Here is a 24,511-nt window from a genome sequence, read left to right on the forward strand (position 1 = left end):
AAACTACATTGGAATTCATATAGTCTAAGCAGATCAACGCGAATGAATAGACGGAGGATATCCACGAATTACGATTGCCGTCCGCGCCTTTCGGTTGCATGATTTTGCCGTTCCGTGCGCAAGGAAGCGACAGACATCCATGCCCGCCGTCCTTGGTCCCGAAGACATCGCCGACATTCTCCATCGTTACTTCGAGCGAGGCGAACGATCGCCCGACATCGTTCTCGATACGATGCCGCGCTCCGATGTCAGCCCCTCGGTGGTCGACGAACTGCTCGCGCGTCCCGACGTGCATGATGACGACTATCTGGTCTTCCGGCACCTCACCGCCCCCCGCACCACCATTCTCGATGTCGGCGCGAATTTCGGCTATTCGGCCACCTCGATCTGGCGCGCGGGCTCGAAAGCCGCGGTGGTGTCGTTCGAGCCGATCCCGATGTATGCGCGGGTGCTCGAGGCGCTGGCGGAGCGCATCAACCCGCCGCCCGGCGGCCTGCTGCATCGCTGGCGACACCCGAAACGCTATGAATCGTTCAGCACCGGGATCTCCGACCGGGCCGGCACCATCACCTTCCATTTGTCGGTGCTGAACGGCGACCGCATCAACAGCGCGCTCACGACGGCATCGACGCGCGTCGATATCGAGAGCTATGTGCGGAACACGCTGTTCTTCGCCGAGGCCAACGGATTCGAGATCACCTCGTTCCGCCTGCACCCGTTCACCGCGCCGGTGACGACGCTCGACCAATGGGCCGCCGATGCGCCCTCCACGCTGAAGCGCCGGAAGATCGTCGCCATCAAGATCGACACCGAGGGCTATGAAGGCCACACGATGGTCGGCGCCGCCAAGCTGCTGCACCAGCACCGGCCGCTGGTCATGGCCGAATGCGGCCATGCCATCCCGCTGGCCGTCGAAACCATGAAGCAGCACGGCTATGCGATGCTCAGGCGAAGCGGCGACCGGCTGGAGATCGCGGAGGCGCCGTCCGGGGTCAACACGTTCTACGGCCACCCCAGCCAGTTCCGCCATTATCGCGACATCGGGCTGATGAGCTGAGCCTCCCGGCCTCACGCGGCAAGGTGCCCGGCCGGCCGCCGCTCGCCGGAAGGACGGGCTGGAGCGATCCATCGTCCGATAGGGAAAAAAGGCCAAAAAGCCAATAGTAGCAAGGCGCGAAATGTGGGATCTGAATCCTGCAGCCGATCTCGACGTTACGCTGCGTCCCTCGCCTCTCGACCTGACCGGATCCGCCATGGCCAAGACCCTCGGCCCCGTCGCCGCGCTGCTGCTCGGCGTGTTCTTCCTGGTGACCGGCAGCGGCCTGCAGAACACGCTGCTGCCGCTGCGCGGCGCCTTCGAGGGCTTCAGCGCCGTCAGCCTCGGCGTGCTCGGATCGAGCTACTATCTCGGCTTCGTCGGCGGCTGCCTGATCGTGCCCCGCCTGGTGCGGCGAACCGGCCATATCCGCGCCTTCGCCGTGCTCACCTCCGGGGCGGTGGCGGCGATGCTGGCGCATCCGCTCTGGATCGAGCCGAGCGTCTGGTTCCTGCTGCGCGCCATCACCGGCTTCTGCTTCGCCGGGCTCTACCTCGTCATCGAGAGCTGGCTGAACGACCGCGCCACCAACCAGACCCGCGGCTTCGTCATGAGCGCCTATGTCATCGTCGACTATGTGGCGCTGACCGCCGGCCAGATGATGATCACCCTGTCGCCGGTGCGCGGCTTCGAACTGTTCGCCGTCGCCGCCATCCTGTTCTCGCTGGCGACGCTGCCGGTGGCGATGACCGGCTCCGGCCAGCCGGCACCGATCGAGACCGCGCGCATCCGCCCGCTGCGCTTGATGCGCGCGGCGCCGGTTGGGGTGGTGGGCTGCTTCGTCGTCGGCCTCACCAACGGTTCGCTATGGTCGCTCGGGCCGATCTTCGGCATCGGACGCGGACTGACCGCCGACGGCGCCGCCACCTTCATGAGCGCCGCCGTGGTGGCCGGCGCCATCGCCCAGTGGCCGGTCGGCTTCTTCTCCGACCGCATGGACCGGCGGCGCATCCTGTCCTGGATCGTCGCCGGCGGCATGGTCGCCGGCGTGGTGCTGGGCGCGCTGCCGCTGGGGCTGTGGGGTCTCTCCGGCCTGGCCTTTCTCTATGGCGCCCTCACCCTGCCCGCCTATTCGCTGGCCGCCGCCCACGCCTATGACCGCACCCCGCCGGCGGAAGCGGTGGAGACCGCGGCGGGGTTGCTGCTCGCCTATGGCGTCGGCTCCGTGCTCGGCCCCTCCGTCGCCTCGGTGGGCATGCTGCATTGGGGGCCGGGAGCGCTCTTCTTCTTCACCGCAGCCTGCTACCTGCTGCTGCTGATCTTCGTGCAGTGGCGGCTGACCTGGCACAAGGAAGCGCCGCTCAACACCAAGACGTCGGAGACGGTTACCTGCTCGCCGACCGGCATGGTGCAGACGCCGGAGGTGGTTGCCGCGCCGGCGGCCGGCATGGCGGCCGAGCCGGTGATCGCCGACATCACCGGCGAGGAACCTCCTCCCCTTTCGCCGGCGCTGGCGGCGCAGGACCCGGTGCTGGCGCCGCAGGACGGGCGCTCCGACGGCGCGTGAGGCGGAACCCTCGCGCGACGCGCAGGTTACCGTTGCGCCCGCATGGCCCTGCCCGATGGAGATCCGCCGATGCTGAAATACGCCGTCATCTTCCTCGTCGTCTCGCTGATCGCCGGCGGCATCGGCTTCACCGGCGTCTCGGCGCTGGCGCGACGGATCTCCTTCATCCTGTTCGGCCTGTTCTTCCTCGGCTTCCTGGCTCTGATCGGCCTCGCCATGCTCGTCGACCGTGCCATGACGACGCCGAGCCCGGTCTAACCCGCGAGGCGCTCGCCGACAAAGCCCCAGTTCACCCGCTCGTCCAGCAGCGCCTTCACATGCGCGGTGCGCCGGTTCTCCCAATCGAGATAATAGGCGTGCTCCCAGACATCGATGCCGAGCAGCGGCGTCTTGCCCTCGGCGATGGGATTGCCGGCGTCCTGCAGGCCCAGCACCTCCAGCTTGCCGTTGTCCGCCACCAGCCACGCCCAGCCGGTGCCGAACACGCCGTCGGCGGTCTCGACGATCTTCGCCTTCAACGGATCGATGCCGCCGAAATCGCGGGTGGCCGCCTCGACGAAGGCGGCGGGCGGCGCGGCCGGGCCCTCCTTGAACTGCTGCCAGTAGAAATTGTGGTTCCACGCCTGGCCGGCATTGTTGAATACCGGGGCCGCCTTGTCCGCCTTCGCGCGGCGGATCACTTCCTCCAGCTCCATATCGGCATAGGGCTTGCCGGTGACGAGGGTGTTCAGCTTGTCGAAATAGGCCTTGTGATGCTTGCCGTAATGCAGTCCGACGGTTCGCGCGGATATGGTAGGGGCCAGCGCATCTTCGCCATAGGGCAGCGGCGGCTGCTGGAACGGCGCGGCGGCGCGGGCGAGATGCGGACGGGCAAGGCCGGCGGCGGCAGCGGCACCGGCCGCGGCAAGCAGGGTGCGACGTGAGATCATGACGGGCTCCTTCGGGACGGCTCCTGATCCAGGGGCGCTCAAGGGAAACCGCGCAGGCGGCGACTTCGTTCCTGACACATCGTCAGGAACGGGCGCCGCAGCCCGGCGCGTCCCCTAGGGCGGCGACGGGAAGGCGAGGATCTCGCGCGTATAGGTTTCGACGACGACGCTGAAGGCCTGCCCGTCCGGCCGCTTCAGCACCGCGCGATGTTCCAGCAGGAAGGGCGGCACATCGAGGCCTCCGGTGCCGGCGGGGATGGGCGCGCCCATCTCCCAGCCATCCGGCAGGGGCTGCCACAGCAGCTTCGCCGAAAGGGTGGAGCGGCTGAAGCCGAGCGGGCGCACCACGCGCCCGAAAGCGGCATCGGTGGTCTCCAGCTGCCGGTTCATCTCCGGCGTGAGCAAGGCGGGGCGGTACCAATTATCCGCCTCGGACAGCACGCGCCCCCCGCAAGCGAGCCGCACCCGGCGATAGGCGACCGGTTCCTGCGGCCCGGCGCCCAGCCACTCGCGGATGGCGGCGTCGGCCGGCTTGTCGGCATCGCGCACGCGGCCGGCCACGATCTTGCTGTCGGCCGGGGCGAGCCGATGAGACGCGCACCAGCGGTCGAGGGTCAATGTGGCGCTCGGGTTGGAGAGCAGCTCCGCGTTCAGCGTCTGCACCAGCGCATAGGCCTGAAGCCGCGCCAGCGACGTATCGGGCCATACCGGGCCGCCGGCCTCGAAGGCGAAGGCCGGGACGTGAAGGCCGACGGCAAGCAGCAGGGCGGATAGCAGCCGCCACACCGGGCGATGCGGCGAACGGCACGAAGGGCGAGGTGACGACATGACGAAGCCTGCAAATCTCGGGAAGGCCCGAAGCTAGGCCGCCCGTCGCCCGACGCCAAGCGCACCGTGCCTTCAGATGAAAGCGCGAATGAAAATAGTTAGGCATTGACCTAAGTTTCTACATGACCTAACGTCACGTCATGAACCCGGCCGATACCGCGCTCGACGGCACCTTCCGCGCCCTTGCCGATCCGACCCGCCGCGCCGTGGTGCAGGCGCTGGTGCGCGGCCCCACCTCGGTGAGCGAGCTCGCCCGCCCCTTCGCCATGGCGATGCCGAGCTTTCTCCAGCATCTCAGGGTGCTGGAGGCCTCCGGCCTCATCGCCACCCGCAAGGTGGGCCGGGTGCGCACCTGTTCGCTGCGCGCCGAGCCGCTCGCCGCCGCCGGCCAATGGCTCGACGGCCAGCGGACGCTGTGGACGCAGCGCCTCGACCAACTCGACGGCCTGCTGCTCGCCTTGAAGAACCAAGAGGAAACGCCATGACGACGACCACGCCCTATGCCGTCTTCGATCCGACGCTCGACCTGGAACTGCGGCGCGAGGTGGATGTCCCGCCGCGCCTGGTCTGGCGCGCCTGGACCGAGCCGGAACTGCTGAAGCAGTGGTTCACCCCCGCCCCCTGGAAGACCACGGCATGCGAGCTCGACCTCAGGCCCGGCGGCAAGTTCCGCACCGTGATGGAAGGGCCGAACGGCGAGAGGCATGACAGCACCGGCTGCGTGCTGTTCGTCATCCCGGAGAAGCTGATGCTGTTCACCGACGCGCTCGGCCCGGGCTACCGGCCAACCGGCAGCGCCTTCATGAGCGCCTCGGTGGAGATCTCCCCGACCGCCGCCGGCACGCTCTATGTCGCCCGCGCCTTCCACAAGGACGAGGAGGCGAGGCAGCAGCACGAGGAGATGGGCTTCCACCAGGGCTGGGGCACCGCGCTCGATCAGCTGGTGGCGCTGGCGAAGCGACTGTGACCCCCCGCGCGCGGCCGGCTCAAACCTTCTGTCCCAGCGTCGACAGGAGGTCTGCCGGCGCCGATGGATCGAGTTCGACGATCCCGCCGGTCTTTTGCCCGACCAGCTTCGGCTCCGCGCCGGAATTGTCGTAGATGCGGGCCCAATCCGCCTGCTCGAGGAACCAGGGCAACTGCCCGAGCGATCGGCGATGGCGGCCGAGAATCTTGTCTTCGGCCACCGCGTGGCCACCCTTGGCGACGCGCAGCCTCACCCGCTCGATGTTCAGTTCGACGGAACGCAGCATCACATAGAGCAGGCGCAGCTCGAATCCGCGCGACTTCGCGGCCGTCACGAGGGACTGGTACTTGTCCGTGGACAGGACCGTCTCGACGCCGATGGTCTGGTAGGTCTCGACCGAGGAGCGCAGCCAGTTCTCGATGCGCTCGACCGCCGCCAGATTGGCATCGAGCAGATCGAGACCTTCCCTGACCCGGATCCGCGCCGCGAGCAGATCCGGGTTGATGATCCAGACGGATTTGCCGAAGCCCTCGATATCGGTGGCGTCGTAAAGGGTGGACTTGCCGGAGCCGTTCGGGCCCGCCACGATCCAGAGCCGCGGAGAGGCGGCGACGACGGCCATCAGCTATCGGCGAGCAGCTTGTTCGCCTTGCGCGCCTTGCGGACATTCGCGCGGAAGACCCGGGTAAGGTCATCCGCGAAATTGGCGCTCTCCGCGTTCAGCGTGCGAATGCGGACCTTCTGCCCGTCGGCGCCGACCACGGTCTTGACCCTGATCGACGTCGAGGCCCCTGCCACCGGCACGCCGAGCTTCTTGACAACGACTTCGACCATGATCGTCTCCCGATGGTGCGATCCTGCGACGAAACCTGTCAGTTGTCGAGGAAGCTGCGCAGCTTGCGGGACCGCGAGGGATGCTTGAGCTTGCGCAGCGCCTTCGCCTCGATCTGGCGGATACGCTCGCGCGTCACCGAGAACTGCTGGCCGACCTCTTCCAGCGTATGGTCGGTGTTCATGCCGATGCCGAAGCGCATGCGCAGCACGCGCTCCTCGCGCGGGGTGAGCGAGGCGAGCACGCGGGTGGTGGTCTCGCGAAGATTGCTCTGGATCGCCGCGTCGATCGGCAGGATGGCGTTCTTGTCCTCGATGAAGTCGCCGAGGTGGCTGTCTTCCTCGTCGCCGATCGGCGTCTCCAGCGAGATCGGCTCCTTGGCGATCTTCAGGACCTTGCGGACCTTCTCCAGGGGCATGCCGAGCTTCTCGGCCAGTTCCTCGGGGGTCGGCTCGCGGCCGATCTCGTGCAGCATCTGGCGCGAGGTGCGCACGATCTTGTTGATCGTCTCGATCATGTGCACGGGGATGCGGATGGTGCGGGCCTGGTCGGCGATCGAGCGGGTGATCGCCTGCCGGATCCACCAGGTGGCGTAGGTCGAGAACTTGTAGCCGCGGCGGTACTCGAACTTGTCGACCGCCTTCATCAGGCCGATGTTGCCTTCCTGGATCAGGTCGAGGAACTGCAGGCCGCGATTGGTGTACTTCTTGGCGATGGAGATGACGAGGCGCAGATTGGCCTCGACCATCTCCTTCTTGGCCTGGCGGGCTTCCTTCTCGCCCTTCTGCACCATCTGCACGATCTTGCGGAATTCCTGGATCTCCAGCCCGGTCTCGGTGGCCAGCGCATGGATTTCCGAACGCAGATCCTTGATGCCGTCGAGCTCCTGGCCGACGAAGCCCTTCCAGCCGCGCGAGGTGAGGTTCTTCACGCGGTTGATCCACTTGGGATCGAGCTCGTAGCCCTGGTACTGGCGCAGGAAGTCCTCGCGGGCGACGCCGAAGCTCTCGGCGAGGCGCATCAGGCGGCCTTCCAGCGACACGAGGCGCTTGTTGATGTCGTAGAGCTGCTCCACGAGATTGTCGATGCGCGCCTGGTTCAGCGACAGCGACTTCACCTCGCCGATCAGCTGGTCCTTCAGCGTCTTGTACTTGCGGTCCTGCGAGGGCGAGAGGCTCTCGTTCTTGAGCTTCGACTCGACGTTCTGGTCCTGCAGGCGGCGCAGCTTCTTGTAGGCGTCGGCGATGTTGTCGAAGGTCTCCAGCACCTTCGGCTTGATCTCCGCTTCCATGGCGGCGAGGGAGAGCGAGTTCTCCATGTCCTCGTCGTCGTCGGCGGCGATGCTCTCGCCGATGGTCTGCTCGCGCACCTCGTCGCCATCCGGCGCGATCGGGCCGCCCTCGACGATCGGGCCGTTCTTCGCCTCGGGACCGGCATAGGTCGCCTCGAGGTCGATGATATCGCGCAGGAGGACCTTGCCCTCGACGAGTTCGTCGCGCCAGATGATGATCGCCTGGAAGGTAAGCGGGCTCTCGCAGAGCCCGGCGATCATCGCCTCGCGGCCGGCCTCGATGCGCTTGGCGATGGCGATTTCGCCCTCGCGCGAGAGCAACTCCACCGAGCCCATCTCGCGCAGATACATGCGGACCGGGTCGTCGGTGCGCTCGCCCGGCTCGGACTTGGTCTCGGAACGGATGACCGCGCGGGGAGCCGACTCGGCGATCTCGCCGCCGCCGCTCTCTTCCTCGTCGTCTCCGCCGCCCTCGCCTTCCTCCTCGCCCTCGGCCTCGGCCTCCTCGGCCTCGACGACGTTGATGCCCATCTCGTTGAGCATCGCGTAGATGTCCTCGATCTGGTCGGAGGTGTTCTGATCGGAGGGAAGAACCTCGTTCAGTTCGTCATAGGTGACGTAGCCGCGCTTCTTGGCAAGCTTGATCATCTTCCGGACGGCGGCGTCCGAAAGGTCGAGCAACGGGCTGTCCGGGGTGTCGCCGTCCTTCTCAGGGGCTTCGGTCGCTTCCGCTGCCTGCTTCGCCATGCGCGTGCTCCTTAGACCACCGGCGGCCAACGCCTCCGGTCCAAAGCGGCGGACGAACCGCCGCCTCTCCTAACATCCCGCCGCTGAGGAAATACGGACAGAACCCCGCCTGTTTACCGGCCGAACCGTAAACAGGCGCTTGCCTGCCCCATCCTTCCCCCGCGCCGGCCGGGACCCACCGACGCAAACAAGGGCCTCTCGCGCCACGGCGCCTTCACGCTCGCGGGCGGGTGACCCTGAACCTTCCTCACATCGACCGCCCCGGTCGTCCCGAGGCGACGCCGAACCCCTCTACCAAAGCTTCGGTCCCGTCAAGTGCCGCAAGCTGTCTTTGTACATCGAGGAAACGAGCCCAGTTGATCTCGTCGGGCTCCTCGGCGAGGCGCTTTTCCGCCTCCTTCATGTCCTTAGATAGAGCGTGGGCGCGGCGGTGCAAGACCAGTCGCTGATGCCACCACAGTTCCACGTCGCTGGGCGCGGCATTGGCAAAGGCCGGCCAATCGTGGCGCGGCACCGCCTGGCCGGCGAGGCGGCGGGCGAGATCGGCCAGCCCCTCCGCCTCGATGCGGGCGGCAACGCTCTCGGCGTCCTCGCAACCTTCCAGATGCGCGGCGAGCAATGTCTGGCGCAGCCGGTCGGCCTCCTTGTTGAGGATCGGCAGGGCGGCGACGTCCTCCGCCGAACGGTCCAGCAGCCAGGGATGGTTCATCAGCGCGAAGAGCAGCAGCGCCTCGTTGCGCGGCACCGCGCTCACGGCGCCCTGGATCAGGGCCGAGCGGCGCAGCCCCTCGCCGGGAACGGCATCGAGCGGGGACAAGGCCCGGTCGTTCCAGTTCTTGCCGGAACCGCCCCTGCCCTGCCCGCCCCTGGGAGCCTTGCGCCCCTCGCCGAACGGGCGACGGGCGCCGCCGGTGGAGATGTGGGCCGGCGCGAACAGGGCGCGGAAGCGCTCCATCAGGTCGGCGCGGTAATGCTTGCGCACCGTCTCGTCGCCGATGACACGGACGATCTCGCCGATACGCGCCTCCAGCGCCGCGCGACGCTCCGGGGTATCGTAGGTGGCGTTTTCCAGTTCGCGCGCCCACAGTACCTCGGCAAGCGGCCGGGCCTGCGCCAGCACCGCTTCCATCGCCTCGCGGCCACCGGACCGCACGAGGTCGTCCGGGTCCTGCCCCTCGGGCAGCGCGCCGATATTGAGGCTCATGCCGGGCTTCAGATGCGGCAGGGCGATATCGAGCGCCCGATAGGCGGCGCGGCGCCCGGCCTTGTCGCCGTCGAACAGCAGCAGCGGCTCCGGCGCCATTTTCCAGAGCAGCGCCAGCTGCTCCTCGGTGAGCGCGGTGCCGAGCGGGGCGACGGCGGCGGGAAAGCCGGCCTCCACCATCGCGATGACGTCGACATAGCCCTCGACCGCGATCACCCTTGCTCCCTTGTGGGCGGCGGCGCGGGCCTGGAAACCGTTATAGAGCAAGGCGCCCTTGTGGAAGAGCGGCGTCTCCGGCGAGTTGAGGTATTTCGCGGGGACGTCCTTTTCCAGCGCCCGGCCGCCGAAGGCGACGACGCGGCCGCGCAGATCGTGGATCGGGAACATGACGCGATCCCGGAACCGGTCATACGGCACCGGGATATCGTCGGCGGCGATGAGCAGGCCGGCCTCCACCATGTCCTCGACCGGAATGCCGCGGGCGCCGAGCGCCTCCTTGAGCGCGAAACGCTCGGGCAGCGCATAGCCGAGGCGGAAGCGCGCCTGCGTCGCCGGGCCCAGCCCGCGATCGGACAGATAGCCGCGCCCCTTGGCGCCGGCGCGCCCCTGCAGCGCCGCCTCGTAATATTTGGCCGCGAGCTCCATTACCTCGTGCAGCGTCTTGCGGCGGACCTCCTTCGCCTCCTCCTCGCGGGAAGAGACCGGCATCGGCACGCCGGCCATGCTGGCGAGCCGCTCCACCGCCTCGGGGAAGGCGAGGCCCTCGGTCTCCATCAGGAAATCGAACTGGTCGCCGTGCTTGCCGGAGGAGAAGCAGTGATAGAAGCCCTTCTGGTCGTTGACATAGAAGGACGGCGTCTTCTCGGCGTTGAAGGGCGACAGGCCGCGCCACTCACGGCCCTGCTTCTTCAGCTGCACGCGCTTGCCCACCACCTCCGACAGCGGGAGGCGTTGACGGATCTCGTCGAGGAACGAGGGCGGAAAGCGCATGGACTGGTTTGAACCGGTGTTCGCGGACGCCTGGCAACAGGCAAGAGCCGGGCCGAGTGACCTTAGAGGCACCCCGGCAGGAGGGACGGGTCGCCGATGCGGCCTGTCGGGACGCACAAAAACCACGCCCGCTATCCCCAGTATCCACCGTGGAAAAGAGTCGCGCAACACTCAACCAATCGGTTGACAATCGGATCGCCTTGGCAGATATTCAACCACATGGTTGAGCAACTTCCGATATCCACGCCGCTGGACCTCGTGTTCCACGCCCTCGCCGATCCGACGCGCCGGGCGATGCTGCACGCGCTCTCCAACGGGGAACGCACGGTCGGCGAACTCGCCGAGCCGTTCGCCATGACGCTTGCCGGCGCCTCCAAGCATGTGAAGACGCTGGAGTCCGCCGGCCTGATCCGCCGCGAGGTGAAGGGGCGCCAGCATCTGTGCCGCCTCGACGCCGCCCGGCTCGCCGACGCCGCCGAGTGGCTCAGCTTCTATGAACGCTTCTGGACCGAACGCCTCAACGTCCTCGACGCCCTGCTGCGCGAGGAGGACGCCCAATCGGACACACAGGGAGACCAGACATGAACCAGCACGCCACCGCCCGAACCTCCGCCCAAGCCTTCGCCGCCGACGGCTACGGCACCCGCCTCGCCCCCGACACGCTGCGCTTCGAGCGCCTGCTGCCCGGCCCGGTGGAACGGGTCTGGGCCTATCTCACCGAGCCGGAAAAGCGCCGCCGCTGGATGGCGGACGGCCCGATGGAGCTGACGCCCGGCGGACAGGTCAATCTCGTCTTCCGCAATGGCGAGCTGAACGGCGGCCAGCCGACGCCGGAGCGCTTCGCCAAATATGAGGGCGAGCACCACAATGACGGCATCGTGCTCGCCTGCGAGCCGAACCGGCTGCTGCGCTTCAGCTGGGACGGCTGCTCGGCCGGCGCCTCGGAAGTGACCTTCGAACTGACGCCGCGCGGCGAGAAGGTGCTGCTGACCGTCACCCACCAGCGCCTCGCCTCGCGCGACGCCATGCTCAGCGTGGCCGGCGGCTGGCATTCCCACCTCGCCCTGCTGGTCGAGGAGTTGGAAGGGCACGAGCGCCCGGCGATCTGGTCGCTCATGTCGCGCTATGTCGATGAGTACGACGCCCGGCTTCCCAAGTAGGGGCTCGCGTCAGGCGGCGGGGGCGACGCTGAGCTTGCCCTCGACGCCGTGCCGGGCGATCAGCCCGGCGACGAAGCCGGACGCCTTGGCGGCCTCGACGAAACGGACGATCTCGTCGAGCGCCGCCGCCTTGGCCTTCGGCGTGCCGATGGCCTGCTGCACGGCGGCATACTGGCCGGGCAGCAGCCGCCCGCCCGGCACGCGGGCGAGATCGGCGAGCAGGCCGGGACGCAGGCCGGCAAGCGCGTCGCGCTTGTTCTCGATGAAGTCGGCGAATGCCTCGGCCATGCTGTCGGAGGGGACCAGCCGCGCATGGGCAATATTGCGCTCCAGCCACAGGCCATAGGCGGTGCGGCGCGTCACCGCGATCTCGATGCCGGGCGCGTCGACCTCGGCCACCGCCTGCAGGGGCGAGCCGGCCGGCACCAGATAGGTCGCCTCGATCTCGCAATAGGCGGGCGTGAAGGCGATCACCTCTGCCCGCTGCGGCTCGGCGCCGATATTGGCGATGTCCCATTCGTCGCGGGCCGCCGCATCGGCGACGAGGCCCGGCGAGGCATAGGACACCAGCTTGAGCGCCACGCCGAGATGATCGGCGAAGGCGCGCGCCATGTCCGGCGAGACGCCCACGGGGTCGCCGGCCTCGGTGCGGCCGGTGACCAGCAGGAAGTTCGACAGGTTGATGCCGGCGCGCAGCACGCCGCCGGGCGCCAGCAGGTCGCGCACCGCGGGGGACGGCGGCGCAAGGTCGGGACGGGCGCTCATGGAAGGTGATCCTGTCGAACGATGCCGCCATGCGGCGGGCGCAGGGAAAATCCGGCCAGCGGGACGCCCCGCCGGCCGGCCTCGATCACGCGGTGAGCAGCGCCTTGACCGCGCCGCTCGCCTTGCCGAAATCCATCACGCCCGTGTAGCGCTCCTTCAGCGCCGCCATGGTGCGGCCCATGTCCTTGAGGCCATGGGCGTCGATCTCGGCGATCACCGCGGCGATGGCGGCCTGCGATTCGGCCTCGCTCATCTGGGCGGGCAGGAAGGAATGGATGACCGCGATCTCCTCGCGCTCCTGGGTGGCGAGATCGACGCGGCCGGCCTCCTCATAGACCTTGGCCGATTCCTCGCGCTGCTTGACCATCTTGGTGAGCAGGCCGAGCAGATCGTCGTCCGACAGCGGGTCCTTGCCCTGACCGCGCGCCTCGATGTCGCGGTCCTTGATCGCGGCGTTGATCAGCCGCAGCGTGCCCAGGCGCAGCTTGTCGCCGGCCTTCATCGATTCCTTCAGCGAAGTATTGATCTTCTCGCGCAGCACGTCTGCCTCTCTTCACATCCTATGTCCGGGCGGCGGCGGCGACCGGTGTCGCGCCGCTCCGTCACGCCCGAAGAACTTCGAAAATACCCCACGACCCGTTCAGGCCGCCCGATTTCCGCCGCGCCAGCCGTCCATGGCAATTCCCACGGCAAGCCTTGCACGCAGCTCCGCGCTGCACGAAGAGCCGATACGCAGCGTTGCGGGCTGGCATAAGGCGCGGCAAGCGATTAATTAGGCCACACTTAACCGAGGAACAAGACACATGAGCGGCAACGCACCCGATGCGGCCACCGATGACGTGTGGGCCGAACCGCTTCCCACCGCGCTTCTCGTTCTCGCCGACGGCACCGTGCTGGAAGGCTTCGGGCTGGGTGCCACCGGCCATGCGGTGGGCGAGGTGTGCTTCAACACCGCCATGACCGGCTACCAGGAAGTGCTGACCGACCCCTCCTATGCCGGGCAGATCATCACCTTCACCTTCCCGCATATCGGCAATGTCGGCACCAATGAGGAGGACATCGAGACCGTCTCGATGGCCGGCGCCTCCGGCGTGCGCGGCGTCGTGCTGCATTCCGCCATCACCGATCCGTCGAACTACCGCGCCACCCGCCATTTCGACCAGTGGCTGAAGGCGCGCGGCATCATCGCCATTTCCGGCATCGACACCCGCGCGCTCACCGCGCTGATCCGCGACAAGGGCATGCCCAACGCGGTGATCGCCCACGCGCCGGACGGCAAATTCGATCTCGACGCCCTGAAGAAGGAAGCGGCCGAGTGGCCGGGCCTCGTCGGCATGGATCTGGTGCCGATGGTGACCAGCGCCCAGCGCTTCACCTGGGACGAGACGCCCTGGCAGTGGTCGGAGGGCTATGGCCGGCAGACCGCGCCGGCGCATCACGTCGTCGCCATCGACTATGGCGTGAAGCGCAACATCCTGCGCCTGCTCGCCCGCGCCGGCTGCAAGGTGACGGTGGTGCCCGCCACCGCCTCGACCGAGGACATCCTGTCGCTGAAGCCGGACGGCGTGTTCCTGTCCAACGGCCCCGGCGACCCGGCGGCCACCGGCGAATATGCGGTGCCGGTGATTCGCGACATCATCGAGCGCGGTATTCCGACCTTCGGCATCTGCCTCGGCCACCAGATGCTCGGCCTCGCGGTGGGCGGGCGCACCATGAAGATGCATCAGGGCCATCACGGGGCGAACCACCCGGTGAAGGACATGACCACCGGCAAGGTCGAGATCACCTCGATGAACCACGGCTTCGCGGTCGACCGCGACAGCCTGCCGGCCACCGCGCAGGAGACGCATGTCTCGCTGTTCGACGGCTCCAATGCCGGCATCCAGCTGACCGACAAGCCGGTGTTCTCGGTGCAGTACCATCCCGAGGCGAGCCCCGGCCCGCAGGACAGCCACTATCTGTTCGACCGCTTCGTCGAGATGATCGCCAACACCAAGAAGGCGGCCTGACGAACAGGAAAGGCGGCGCGAGTGTTCGCACCGCCTTTCCACAATGGCAGACCGTCATGCCCGGGCCTGGCCCGGGCATTCACGTCTTCAGCCAGTCGCACGGAACCAAGGCATGGATGATGGCCGGGCCAAGCCCAACCATAACGGCGCATTGGCGGGGCGGCCGGTGTCTTCGCGTCAGTGGGTGCCGTCGTTGAGAATGGCGAAGACCTTGGCGTAATCGCCGCGTGCCTCGGCGCCGCGCAGGAAGCCGACCCGCTCGACGCAGATCTCCGGCCCCCGTGGATTGGCCTTCAGCAATTCCACCACCTCGGCGATGAAGGCATCGAGCGGCAGGGCGTTGGGATTCTGCGACTGCCCCGGCATCAGCTCGGTGGCCACCAGCGGCGGCACGATCTCGATGACGCCGACCGAGGTATCGGCGAGCTGCGCGCGCAGGCTCTGGCTCCAGGAATGGATCGCCGCCTTGGTGGCGTTGTAGGTCGGGGTGACGACCAGCGGCACGAAGGCGAGGCCGGACGAGACCGTCACCACGGTGGCGGCGGGTCGGCGCTTGAAATGCGGCAGCAGCGCCGTCGACAGCCGGATCGGGCCGAGCAGATTGGTGGTGATGATCGCCTCGCTGGCGGACAGGTCCACCGGCTCGGCATTCAGCTGCTCCGGCAGCATGATGCCGGCATTGTTGACGACGACGTTGAGCGCCGGGAAATCCCGGACGATCTGATCGGCGAAAGTCGCCACCGCCGCTGCGTCGGCGACATCGAGCACCCGCCAGTGCATGCCGGGATTGGCCGCGGCAGTCTCCTTCAGCGCCTCCTCGCGCCGGCCGGTGATGATGATCTCGTTGCCCTGCGCCTGCAGCGCCTCGGCGAGCGCCCGCCCGATGCCCGAATTGCCGCCGGTGATGAGAATGCTGTTGCCGGAAATGTCCATATCGGCCCTCACGAAAGCTGGTGTGCGTGGTGAGGGTGTTGTAATCCCTATGCTCTCCTATCGAAAGTAGGCACCTTTTCGTTCTGTAGTTACCTGATGGAGAGTGTCGATGCCCGCTCGATCCGAACGCCTCCCGCCGGTGGAGCCCGCCCCTCGCGACGCCGGGCACGCGGCGAAGGTCGAGGCGCTGGTGAACGAGGTGATCGGCCGCGTCGCCGACAAATGGACGATGATCGTGCTGGAGGTGCTGACCGAGCATGGCGAGCTGCGCTTCACCCGCATCGGCGAATTCGCCGGCGGCATCAGCCAGAAGATGCTCACCCAGACCTTGCGGCAGATGGAGCGCGACGGGCTGGTGCTGCGCACCGTGCATCCGGTGATTCCGCCACGGGTCGAATATCGCCTGACCGATCTCGGGCTCAGCCTTGCCGAGGCCTTTTGCGGCGTCTGGCTGTGGGCGGAGGCGAATATCGAGCGCATCGAGAATGCCCGCGCCGCCTTCGACGCCGCGAAGGCGGGATGAGGACCTGGGGGATGAGGACTGGGAGATGAGGACTGGGAGATGAGGACTTGGGATAAGCCGCGGCGGCTCCCTCGCCATGTCCGAACGGACGCGCTCCCGGGGAAGCTTTGCCGCGCCCATGTGGACGCGCGGGGCCGATCCGCGCCCCGCGCAGAGCCTTCTCCCACAGCCGCCCTTCCCCCTCGCGGGAATCTGGTTTAAGGGAAGCCCCCAATTGCGGGAACCCCCGCCAACAAACTGATCCGGGTTCACCAGGACGCGTCGCAAACGCGTCCTTTTTCGTGTGCCCGGTCGAATGCGCGAGCCGCACGGGATCCGATGCCGAAACGCACAGACATCTCCACCATCCTCATCATCGGCGCCGGCCCCATCGTCATCGGCCAGGCCTGCGAGTTCGATTACTCCGGCACCCAGGCGTGCAAGACGCTGAAGGCCGAGGGCTACCGCGTGGTGCTGGTGAACTCCAATCCGGCGACCATCATGACGGACCCGGATCTCGCCGATTCCACCTATATCGAGCCGATCACCCCGGAGATCGTCGCCAAGATCATCGCCAAGGAACGGCATGTGATCCCCGGCGGCTTCGCGCTGCTGCCCACCATGGGCGGCCAGACGGCGCTGAACTGCGCGCTGTCGCTGCGCAAGATGGGCGTGCTCGACGAGTACGACGTCGAGATGATCGGCGCCACGGCGGAGGCCATCGACAAGGCCGAGGATCGCGAGCTGTTCCGCGACGCCATGACCAAGATCGGCCTGGACACGCCGCGCTCGCGCCAGATCAAGAACCTGCCGCAGGCGCTGGAAGCGCTGGAAGAGGTCGGCCTGCCCGCCATCATCCGCCCGTCCTTCACCATGGGCGGCCAGGGCGGCGGCATCGCCTACAACAAGTCGGAATATATCGAGATCATCGAGCGCGGCATCGACGCCTCCCCCACCAACGAAGTGCTGGTGGAAGAGAGCGTGCTCGGCTGGAAGGAATACGAGATGGAGGTCGTCCGCGACAAGGCGGACAACTGCATCATCGTCTGCTCCATCGAGAACATCGACCCGATGGGCGTGCACACCGGCGATTCGATCACCGTCGCTCCGGCGCTGACGCTGACCGACAAGGAATACCAGATCATGCGCGACGCCTCGCTGGCGGTGCTGCGCGAGATCGGGGTGGAGACCGGCGGCTCCAACGTCCAGTTCGCCATCGACCCGGCCACCGGCCGGATGATCGTCATCGAGATGAACCCGCGCGTCTCGCGCTCCTCGGCGCTGGCCTCCAAGGCCACCGGCTTCCCGATCGCCAAGGTCGCCGCGCGCCTTGCGGTCGGCTACACGCTGGACGAGATCGCCAACGACATCACCGGCGGCGCCACCCCGGCCTCGTTCGAGCCGACCATCGACTACGTCGTCACCAAGATCCCCCGCTTCGCCTTCGAAAAGTTCCCCGGCGCCGACCCGGTGCTGACCACCTCGATGAAGTCGGTCGGCGAGGCGATGGCCATCGGCCGCACCTTCCAGGAATCGCTGCAGAAGGCGCTGCGCTCGCTGGAAACCGGTCTCACCGGCCTCGACGAGATCGAGATCGAGGGCCTCGGCCAGGGCGACGACAAGAACGCCATCCGCGCCGCCATCGGCACCCCGACGCCGAACCGCCTGTTGCAGGTGGCGCAGGCGATGCGGCTCGGCCTCGATGACGAGGCGATCCATGCCGGCTGCAAGATCGACCCCTGGTTCCTCGAGCAGATCCGCGAGATCGTCGACACCGAGGCGAAGATCCGCGCCCACGGCCTGCCCAGGACCGCCGGCGCCTTCCGCAAGCTGAAGGCGATGGGCTTCTCCGACCAGCGCCTCGCCAGCCTCACCCGCCAGCACGAGGCGGATGTGGCGGCGCAGCGCCGCGCGCTCGACGTGCGCCCCGCCTATAAGCGCATCGACACCTGCGCGGCGGAGTTCGCCTCCCCCACCGCCTACATGTACTCGACCTACGAGACGCCCTTTGCCGGCGTGCTCGCCGATGAGAGCCGCCCCTCCGACCGGAAGAAGGTGGCGATCCTCGGCGGCGGGCCGAACCGCATCGGCCAGGGCATCGAGTTCGACTATTGCTGCTGCCACGCCGCCTTCGCGCTGGACGAGGCCGGGTACGAGACCATCATGGTCAACTGCAACCCGGAGACCGTCTCGACCGACTATGACACCTCGGACCGGCTGTATTTCGAGCCGCTGACCGCCGAGGATGTGATCGAGGTGCTGGAGCGCGAGCGCTCCAACGGCACGCTGCACGGCGTCATCGTGCAGTTCGGCGGCCAGACGCCGCTGAAGCTCGCCCGCGCGCTGGAAGAGGCGGATATCCCGATCCTCGGCACCTCGCCGGACGCCATCGACCTCGCCGAGGACCGCGACCGCTTCAAGACGCTGCTCGACAAACTGAAGCTGAAGCAGCCGGCCAACGGCATCGCCTATTCGGTGGAGCAGGCGCGGCTCGTCACCGCCGACCTCGGCTATCCGCTCGTCGTCCGCCCCTCCTATGTGCTGGGCGGCCGGGCGATGCAGATCATCCATGAGGAGGCGCAGCTCGGCGACTACCTCCTGGAGACGCTGCCGGGGCTGGTGCCGAACGACATCAAGGCGCGCTACCCCAACGACAAGACCGGGCAGATCAACACGCTGCTCGGCAAGAACCCGCTGCTGTTCGACCGCTATCTGTCGGATGCCATCGAGGTGGATGTCGACTGCCTCGCCGACGGCACCGACACCTTCATCTGCGGCATCATGGAGCATATCGAGGAAGCCGGCATCCATTCGGGCGACAGCGCCTGCTCGCTGCCGCCCTACTCGCTCTCGGCCGCCACCCTCGCCGAGCTGGAGACCCAGACCCGCAAGATGGCGCTGGCGCTCGGCGTCGGCGGGCTGATGAACGTGCAGTACGCGATCAAGGACGGGGTGATCCACGTCCTCGAAGTGAACCCGCGCGCGTCGCGCACCGTGCCCTTCGTCGCCAAGGTGGTGGGCGAGCCCTTCGCCAAGATCGCCGCCCGCGTCATGGCCGGCGAGAAGCTGGCGTCGTTCGGGCTCAAGCCAGCGACGCTCGATCATGTGGCGGTGAAGGAGGCGGTGTTCCCCTTCGCCCGCTTCCCCGGCGTCGACACGGTGCTCGGCCCGGAGATGCGCTCCACCGGCGAGGTGATGGGCCTCGACCGCTCCTTCGAGATCGCCTTCGCCAAGAGCCAGCTCGGCGGCGGCACCAAGGTGCCGAAGGCCGGCACGGTGTTCATCTCGGTGCGCGAGCAGGACAAGCCGCGCATCCTCGACACCGCCCGGCTGCTGACCTCGCTCGGCTTCAAGGTGCTGGCGACCTCCGGCACCCAGCGCTACCTCGCGGAGAACGGCATCGAGGCCGCCAAGGTGAACAAGGTGCTGGAAGGCCGGCCGCACATCGTCGACGCGATCAAGAACGGCGACGTGCAACTGGTGTTCAACACCACCGAGGGCGCGCAGGCGCTGGCGGACAGCCGCTCGCTGCGGCGCGCCGCCCTCTTGCACAAAGTGCCGTATTACACCACCCTGTCCGGTGCCATCGCAGCGGCGCGCGGGATCAAGGCCTATATTGGCGGAGATCTGGAAGTGCGGGCCCTGCAGGATTACTTCAGGCACGACCGGGCCTGAATTCGCGTTTCGCGAATCAGGCCCGCCGACAACAGACAGACACCAGCCCGACGCGAAGGTCCTTTCGCCGAGACAAGGCGGCAGGATCACTCGCGGGGGCTGCGTTTGCTTTTTGGGAGGTCATAAGAGACCTATGGAAAAGATTCCGATGACCGCCGGCGGGCATGCCGCCCTCGAGGAGGAGCTGAAGCGCCGCCAGCAGGTGGAGCGCCCGCGCATCATCGACGCGATCTCCGAAGCCCGTGCCCATGGCGATCTCTCCGAGAATGCCGAATATCACGCGGCCAAGGAGCAGCAGGCTCTGAACGAAGGGCGCATCGCCGAGCTCGAGGACAAGCTGTCCCGCGCGGAGATCATCGACGTCGCCAAGCTCAATGGCGATATCGTGAAGTTCGGCGCCACGGTGAAGCTCATCGACGAGGACACCGAGGAAGAGCGCGTGTGGCAGATCGTCGGCGACATGGAAGCCGACGCCAAGGCCGGCCGCATCTCCATCTCCTCGCCGCTCGCCCGCGCGCTGATCGGCAAGAAGCTCGGCACCTCGGTGGAGGTGGTGACGCCCAAGGGCGCCCGCTCCTACGAGATCGCCGACGTGCGCTTCGCCTGATCTCCTGACAGACCATGGCGCGCGGCGGCTCCGAATCGAGGCTCGATCCGGGCGCGTTCCCGGAACCGACCACGGTCGAGGCCGTCGCGCCCAATCTCAAGCGCCGGCTTTCCGGCGTCACCTCGACGCTGGAACGCGTGGTGCCGGTGCAGGCTCGCAGCCTCCGCATCGCCGCGCTGGGGCCTAAGCTGGCCGCCGGCGTCCCCCGCATCTCCTGGACGGATCTCCGGCATTTCTGGCGTCCTCCGCCGGGCCGGCCGGCGCGCATCTGGCATGCGCGGCGCAATATCGAGATGCTGACCGGCCTCATACTGCGCGACCTACTGCGCATGAAGCTGCGCCTCGTCTTCACCTCCGCCTCGCAACGCCACCACACCGGCTGGACGCGCTTCCTGATCTCGCGCATGGACGCGGTGATCTCCACCTCGGCGAAGACGGCGACCTATCTCAGGCGCCCTTCCACCGTGATCCATCACGGGATCGACGCCGACATGTTCCGGCCACCGGAGAGCCGCGCGTCGGCGCGGGCGGCGCTCGGCTTGCCGGATCTGACTCTCATCGGCTGTTTCGGCCGCATCCGGGCGCAGAAGGGCACCGATGTTTTCGTCGAGGCGCTGATCCGCCTGTTGCCGGACCATCCCGGCTGGGGCGGCGTGGTGCTCGGCCGGGCGCTCGCCAAGGATGCCGGCTTTCTCGACGACCTGAAGGCGAAGGTGGCGGCGGCCGGCCTCCAGGATCGCCTCCTGTTTCCCAGCGAGGTGGAGACCTCGGCGACGCCGGACTGGTACCGCGCCCTCGACCTCTATGTCGCGCCGCAGCGCTGGGAGGGCTTCGGCGTCACCCCCATCGAGGCGATGGCCTGCGGCGTGCCGGTGATCGCCACCCGCGTCGGCGCCTTCGAGGAACTGGTGAAGGAGGGCGTCACCGGCGCGCTCGTGCCGCCCGGCGATATCGAGGCGATGACGGCGGCGCTGCGCGCCCATCTCGCACTCGACGACGACGCGCGGGCGGCGATGGCCGCGCGGGCGCGGGCGCATGCCGTCTCGACGTTCTCGCTGGAACGCGAGGCGGCGAAGATCAACGCCGTCTACGAGGCGGTGTGGGACGTCGCCCGGCGCGGCTGAGCCGTGTCGGCGGCGATGGCCTGGCGCGAGCCGTCGAGGCCCCGCTCCCAATAGGCCAGCACCCAGTCGACCGGGCCAAAGCCGGGACGGTTCCGGGTGCCCCACTGCTTGGCATCGGCGCGAGCCACGTCGCTCGGCTTGGGCACGCCGTGAAACACGACGAGCGGCACCCGTCGGGGCTTACGAACGGTTTTGAACACCGCGTTCAGCGGCCAGTGCGGCACGCAATGGCGGCGGAAGGACACCGCGAAACCTTCCGGGAAATAGTGCCGCTCCCGGGCGCGCACGCCGATATAGACCTGATCGTTCTTGGCGAGCGCATAGGCGGCGTCGGGGTCGGCCATCGCGTCGAGATAGAGATGGTCCTGCTCGCCCGGCCGCCAGGCGACCATCGAGCTCTGGGCGCCGCGATCCGGGCGCATGGAGACCGGCAGCAATTCCCAGATATTCGGGTTCCATTCGCGCAATATGTGCAGCCCCGGCGTCGCGCGGGCATGGGCGACGATGGGATCGAGCGGCGCCAGGATCACCACGTCGAGGTCGAGATAGAGCGCGAGGTCGACACCCTCGAAGAGACCCGGCGCGAACATGCCGAGCTTCGGCCAGCAGCCCCGCCAGCGCAGGTCCAGCGCACCTGTGCCGGGCAGGTCGGCGGTCTCGACCTCCGGGCGCAGCCCGTCGGGCCGGTCGGTGAGGCAGATGAAGCGGAACGGCTCGGAAAGATGGTCGCGCACGCCCTGATAGAGGACGTTCACGTCCTCGGCCGGATAGGCCTCGCCCCATTTGATGCAGATGACGGCGAGCGTCACGACGGTCTCCGGGTTTCGGGAACGGACTGGCCGAGCAATGGGGCGAGCGCGCGGGCGAGGATGTCGCGCGCATCCTCGGCCGGAGGCCTGAGGCGGATCAGCGTATCGGCGAACGGCCCGGGCGTCACGCTCGCCATGGGCAGGATGGCGAGGCTCTCCCCGGCCATGCCGGCGATGATCTCGTTGGCATAGTGCTTGTGCACCACCCGCGACTTCAGCGCGATGACCGGCCGGCGGGCGGCGAGCCCTTCCGCCAGCATGCTGAGCGAATCCTCAGTGACGACCACGGCATCCGCCCCAAACAGCGCCCGCACCGACCCCGGACCGGCCGTGCGATAATCGACGAACTCGGTGATCGCGCCGGAGGCGGCCAGGGCCTCGAAGCGATCGGAGATGTCGTCCGGCGTGCGGCGCGAGGTGGTGACGCGCCATTTCACCCCATAGCGCTGCGCCACGGCCGGCACGAAGGCGAGCAGCGCCTCCCACTCTTCCGGCGGAAATTCGCGGCGATAGGCCGAGCCGCCGACGAGCAGGGCCAGCGAGGCGCCGTCGAGCGACGCGATGTCGGCCAGCGCGCGCGGCGGCGGATAGGCGTCGGGATCGACCGTCGAGGGAATCGGCGCATAGGCGGCGCCAGCATCGCCCGCCTGGCGAGGCGAGGAGACGATGTTGAGCGCGATGGCCTTCGCGTCATAGCCATCGATGCCGCCGGAAACGACGAAGGGCACCGCGAAATGGCGCGACAGCAGCATGCCCGCGGCGATGGTCGGCCGGCCGGAAGCGACGATGATATCGGGCTTCTCGACGCTTGCGAGATCGATGCCGTAGATGAGCCTCAGCCAGAAGTCGGGATCCCTGCCCCAGCGGCGCATGATCAGCTTGCGGAGGTCGTCGCGCGCCCAGCGGGCGGGACGGATCTCCAGCCGCCGCGCCTCGACGGGTCCCAGCCGCGCCACGGCCAGCGCCATGCCCTCGGCCTGGTTGAAGTGGCCGGGCTGCCGGTCGCGCAGGATGAGGACGTGGATCACGCCGGCCGCCCCGCACCGGGAAGACGGCGTCTCAGCCAGGAGCGGAAGCGGCGCCATTTGCGCAGCCGCTTCTCGATCTTGCGTGACAGCTTGGTCTTCATCCTCGCCTGCGCGAAGGGCGTGCGGGCGCGATGCGAGAGGAAGCGGTCGCGGGCCGGATGCGCGCAATCAGCGTAGTTCGGCTTGATCTGGCCGATGAAATGGATGATGGCGGCATCGTCCCACTCGACGGGATCACCTTCATAGCGCCCCTTCACCAGCCGGCGATGCAGGTTCCAGCGCTCGTCCAGCACCAGCCAGTTGCCGCGCAGCGTGCCGTTCAGCGCGTCCTGGTCCATCATCGGCAGATCGGGATGATCGGCGGCGAAGGCCATCACCCGCTCGGACAATCCCTCGCGACGCCACTGGTCGAGATCGATGAGCAGCACGCCGCTGTTGAAGTAGCGCATCTCGCCCGGCAGGCCGATGGTCTGGTTGCGCTGGGCATGGCGGGCCGGATCGAGCCGGGCGATGTCGTCCACGGCCGCCACCGCGAAGCGCTGCATGTCGAGGCTCGCCAGCGGCGCCAGCGGCGCGTTGATCAGCGTATCGCAATCGACATAGAGCAGCCGTCCCTGCGCCTGCGGCAGCAGGAGCGGCATGAGGATGCGGGCATAGGCGGTGCGCGAGAGATGATGATTGACCGGCCGGGCGCCGAAATGCCGCTCCATCTCATGGGCGAGATCGACGAAATCGATTCGGCCCGGCGGATAGCTGGCGCGCATCCGCGCCTGGTCCTCGGCGTCGACATTGTCGCAGAACACCACGACGCGCTCGACCTCACCGCCCGCATGGGCCGCCAGCGAGGCGAGCAGCACCGCGGTGAGCTCGACATAGGCGGCATCGGTGGCGGTGGCGACGATCATGTCGCCGGGCCGTCCATCGGCACGATCGCCGCGTCCTTGGCCTGCTTGAGGGTCAGCGCGGTCTTCACCTTGCTGACATTGGGGGCGCTGGTGAGCTCCAGCACGAAGTTCTGGAAGGAACGCAGGTCCGGTGCCACGCAGAGCAGGATGAAATCGGTCTCGCCGGACAGCATCCAGCAGGAGCGCACCAGCGGCCAGCGTTCCACCCGCTCGGCAAAGGCGGTGAGGTCCGCCTCGGCCTGGCTGACCAGATGCACCATGGCGAAGGCCATCAGATCGAAGCCCAGCGCCTTCTCGTCGAGCAGGGCACGATAGCCCTTGATGATGCCCTCTTCCTCCAGTGCCCGCACCCGGCGCAGGCAGGGCGGGGCGGAGATGCCGACCCTCTGGGAAAGCTCGACATTGGTGATGCGGCCGTCTCCCTGAAGCTCGCGCAGGATGTTCCAGTCGATCGTGTCGATGCGGCGCGCCACGCGGCTCTCCCGGTTGGGGCGGCGAAAGGCGCCGCGCCCGGCGCGCACCATAGAGGAGCGGCCAAACAGCGCAATAATCTTTCGCGAGAAGCGGCGCAATCTTGCCTTGGGACAACTTTGGGATAAGCCA

At 67.8% G+C, this 24,511-nt stretch carries 25 protein-coding genes; 12 read left to right on the forward strand and 13 right to left on the reverse strand.

Translation table 11 applies throughout. From position 1 onward, the window contains the following. The first annotated feature begins 139 nt into the window (after window positions 1-139). The 3 genes from KHC19_RS01230 to KHC19_RS01240 all read left to right on the forward strand — a co-directional run bounded on the left by KHC19_RS01230 (window position 140) and on the right by KHC19_RS01240 (window position 2,861). Window positions 140-1,057 carry an FkbM family methyltransferase gene (locus tag KHC19_RS01230; protein WP_213350203.1) on the forward strand — a complete coding sequence of 306 codons (918 nt, stop codon included), beginning with the start codon at window positions 140-142 and terminating at the stop codon, window positions 1,055-1,057. Between the two features lie 196 nt (window positions 1,058-1,253). Then, entirely contained in the window at window positions 1,254-2,603 is a 1,350-nt protein-coding gene (locus KHC19_RS01235; protein WP_213350204.1) for an MFS transporter, read from the forward strand. 69 nt (window positions 2,604-2,672) lie between these two features. Continuing rightward, window positions 2,673-2,861 carry a DUF1328 domain-containing protein gene (locus tag KHC19_RS01240; RefSeq protein ID WP_213350205.1) on the forward strand — a complete coding sequence of 63 codons (189 nt, stop codon included), beginning with the start codon at window positions 2,673-2,675 and terminating at the stop codon, window positions 2,859-2,861. Here KHC19_RS01240 and KHC19_RS01245 read toward each other — a convergent pair. Both KHC19_RS01245 and KHC19_RS01250 read right to left on the reverse strand, forming a co-directional pair. Continuing rightward, window positions 2,858-3,532 carry a superoxide dismutase gene (locus tag KHC19_RS01245; protein WP_213350206.1) on the reverse strand — a complete coding sequence of 225 codons (675 nt, stop codon included), beginning with the start codon at window positions 3,530-3,532 and terminating at the stop codon, window positions 2,858-2,860. The genes KHC19_RS01240 and KHC19_RS01245 overlap by 4 nt on opposite strands. A 114-nt stretch (window positions 3,533-3,646) precedes the next feature. After that, window positions 3,647-4,360 (reverse strand): hypothetical protein, encoded by a 714-nt coding sequence (locus KHC19_RS01250; RefSeq protein WP_213350207.1) that lies wholly within the window; start codon window positions 4,358-4,360, stop codon window positions 3,647-3,649. A gap of 140 nt (window positions 4,361-4,500) precedes the next feature. On the opposite strand from KHC19_RS01250, the gene KHC19_RS01255 reads away from it, so the two are divergent. Beyond that, entirely contained in the window at window positions 4,501-4,845 is a 345-nt protein-coding gene (locus KHC19_RS01255) for an ArsR/SmtB family transcription factor (protein ID WP_213350208.1), read from the forward strand. Then, window positions 4,842-5,327: an SRPBCC family protein gene (locus tag KHC19_RS01260; protein ID WP_213350209.1), complete on the forward strand. Its 486-nt coding sequence runs from the start codon at window positions 4,842-4,844 to the stop codon at window positions 5,325-5,327. Before KHC19_RS01255 ends, KHC19_RS01260 begins: the two co-directional genes overlap by 4 nt. A 19-nt stretch (window positions 5,328-5,346) precedes the next feature. Here the strand turns inward: KHC19_RS01260 and KHC19_RS01265 are convergent, their stop codons facing one another. The 4 genes from KHC19_RS01265 to dnaG all read right to left on the reverse strand — a co-directional run bounded on the left by KHC19_RS01265 (window position 5,347) and on the right by dnaG (window position 10,391). After that, the gene (locus KHC19_RS01265) at window positions 5,347-5,949 is read right to left on the reverse strand and encodes an ATPase (RefSeq protein ID WP_213350210.1); all 603 of its coding nucleotides are present in this window, start codon (window positions 5,947-5,949) and stop codon (window positions 5,347-5,349) included. Further along, complete coding sequence (locus KHC19_RS01270) at window positions 5,949-6,161, reverse strand: hypothetical protein (RefSeq protein ID WP_213350211.1); 213 nt, start codon at window positions 6,159-6,161, stop codon at window positions 5,949-5,951. The genes KHC19_RS01265 and KHC19_RS01270 overlap by 1 nt, the downstream gene beginning before the upstream one ends. Before the next feature lie 38 nt (window positions 6,162-6,199). Continuing rightward, window positions 6,200-8,197, reverse strand: coding sequence for an RNA polymerase sigma factor RpoD (gene rpoD / locus KHC19_RS01275; RefSeq protein WP_213350212.1), 1,998 nt, complete (start codon window positions 8,195-8,197; stop codon window positions 6,200-6,202). Window positions 8,198-8,444: 247 nt separating this feature from the next. Continuing rightward, window positions 8,445-10,391 (reverse strand): DNA primase, encoded by a 1,947-nt coding sequence (gene dnaG, locus KHC19_RS01280; RefSeq protein WP_213350213.1) that lies wholly within the window; start codon window positions 10,389-10,391, stop codon window positions 8,445-8,447. Between the two features lie 219 nt (window positions 10,392-10,610). Between dnaG and KHC19_RS01285 the strand changes: the two genes are divergently transcribed. After that, window positions 10,611-10,976, forward strand: coding sequence for an ArsR/SmtB family transcription factor (locus KHC19_RS01285; protein ID WP_213350214.1), 366 nt, complete (start codon window positions 10,611-10,613; stop codon window positions 10,974-10,976). Further along, window positions 10,973-11,551, forward strand: coding sequence for an SRPBCC family protein (locus tag KHC19_RS01290; RefSeq protein ID WP_213350215.1), 579 nt, complete (start codon window positions 10,973-10,975; stop codon window positions 11,549-11,551). Before KHC19_RS01285 ends, KHC19_RS01290 begins: the two co-directional genes overlap by 4 nt. Before the next feature lie 9 nt (window positions 11,552-11,560). On the opposite strand, the gene KHC19_RS01295 is transcribed toward KHC19_RS01290, so the two are convergent. Together KHC19_RS01295 and KHC19_RS01300 are read right to left on the reverse strand one after the other, a co-directional pair. Next, window positions 11,561-12,316 carry a transporter substrate-binding domain-containing protein gene (locus KHC19_RS01295; RefSeq protein ID WP_213350216.1) on the reverse strand — a complete coding sequence of 252 codons (756 nt, stop codon included), beginning with the start codon at window positions 12,314-12,316 and terminating at the stop codon, window positions 11,561-11,563. 85 nt (window positions 12,317-12,401) lie between these two features. Continuing rightward, the gene (locus tag KHC19_RS01300; protein ID WP_213350217.1) at window positions 12,402-12,857 is read right to left on the reverse strand and encodes a GatB/YqeY domain-containing protein; all 456 of its coding nucleotides are present in this window, start codon (window positions 12,855-12,857) and stop codon (window positions 12,402-12,404) included. Window positions 12,858-13,119: 262 nt separating this feature from the next. Between KHC19_RS01300 and carA the strand changes: the two genes are divergently transcribed. Next, the gene (gene carA, locus KHC19_RS01305) at window positions 13,120-14,325 is read left to right on the forward strand and encodes a glutamine-hydrolyzing carbamoyl-phosphate synthase small subunit (RefSeq protein ID WP_213350218.1); all 1,206 of its coding nucleotides are present in this window, start codon (window positions 13,120-13,122) and stop codon (window positions 14,323-14,325) included. A gap of 177 nt (window positions 14,326-14,502) precedes the next feature. Here carA and KHC19_RS01310 read toward each other — a convergent pair whose 3' ends face one another. Next, a complete protein-coding gene (locus KHC19_RS01310) occupies window positions 14,503-15,258 on the reverse strand; it encodes an SDR family oxidoreductase (RefSeq protein ID WP_213350219.1) in 756 nt (251 codons plus the stop codon). 109 nt (window positions 15,259-15,367) lie between these two features. On the opposite strand from KHC19_RS01310, the gene KHC19_RS01315 reads away from it, so the two are divergent. The 4 genes from KHC19_RS01315 (at window position 15,368) to KHC19_RS01330 (ending at window position 21,166) form a co-directional block, all read left to right on the forward strand. Then, window positions 15,368-15,781 carry a winged helix-turn-helix transcriptional regulator gene (locus KHC19_RS01315; RefSeq protein WP_213350220.1) on the forward strand — a complete coding sequence of 138 codons (414 nt, stop codon included), beginning with the start codon at window positions 15,368-15,370 and terminating at the stop codon, window positions 15,779-15,781. Between the two features lie 318 nt (window positions 15,782-16,099). Then, window positions 16,100-19,435, forward strand: a complete 3,336-nt coding sequence (gene carB, locus KHC19_RS01320; RefSeq protein ID WP_213350221.1) for a carbamoyl-phosphate synthase large subunit — start codon at window positions 16,100-16,102, stop codon at window positions 19,433-19,435. 133 nt (window positions 19,436-19,568) lie between these two features. Then, on the forward strand, window positions 19,569-20,042 hold the full coding sequence (greA, locus tag KHC19_RS01325; RefSeq protein ID WP_213350222.1) for a transcription elongation factor GreA: 474 nt from the start codon (window positions 19,569-19,571) through the stop codon (window positions 20,040-20,042). 14 nt (window positions 20,043-20,056) lie between these two features. Continuing rightward, window positions 20,057-21,166: a glycosyltransferase family 4 protein gene (locus KHC19_RS01330; protein WP_213350223.1), complete on the forward strand. Its 1,110-nt coding sequence runs from the start codon at window positions 20,057-20,059 to the stop codon at window positions 21,164-21,166. Here KHC19_RS01330 and KHC19_RS01335 read toward each other — a convergent pair. From KHC19_RS01335 to KHC19_RS01350, 4 genes are read right to left on the reverse strand one after another with little or no spacing between them, the layout of a single operon-like run. Next, on the reverse strand, window positions 21,130-21,975 hold the full coding sequence (locus KHC19_RS01335) for a hypothetical protein (protein WP_213350224.1): 846 nt from the start codon (window positions 21,973-21,975) through the stop codon (window positions 21,130-21,132). The genes KHC19_RS01330 and KHC19_RS01335 overlap by 37 nt on opposite strands. Further along, the gene (locus KHC19_RS01340) at window positions 21,972-23,003 is read right to left on the reverse strand and encodes an ELM1/GtrOC1 family putative glycosyltransferase (protein ID WP_343207628.1); all 1,032 of its coding nucleotides are present in this window, start codon (window positions 23,001-23,003) and stop codon (window positions 21,972-21,974) included. The genes KHC19_RS01335 and KHC19_RS01340 overlap by 4 nt, the downstream gene beginning before the upstream one ends. Continuing rightward, complete coding sequence (locus KHC19_RS01345) at window positions 23,000-23,908, reverse strand: glycosyltransferase family 8 protein (RefSeq protein WP_213350225.1); 909 nt, start codon at window positions 23,906-23,908, stop codon at window positions 23,000-23,002. Before KHC19_RS01345 ends, KHC19_RS01340 begins: the two co-directional genes overlap by 4 nt. Continuing rightward, entirely contained in the window at window positions 23,905-24,381 is a 477-nt protein-coding gene (locus tag KHC19_RS01350; protein ID WP_213350226.1) for an Lrp/AsnC family transcriptional regulator, read from the reverse strand. The genes KHC19_RS01345 and KHC19_RS01350 overlap by 4 nt, the downstream gene beginning before the upstream one ends. Window positions 24,382-24,511: the final 130 nt, after the last annotated feature.

This window comes from Ancylobacter oerskovii, from assembly GCF_018390555.1.
Lineage (GTDB): Bacteria > Pseudomonadota > Alphaproteobacteria > Rhizobiales > Xanthobacteraceae > Ancylobacter > Ancylobacter oerskovii.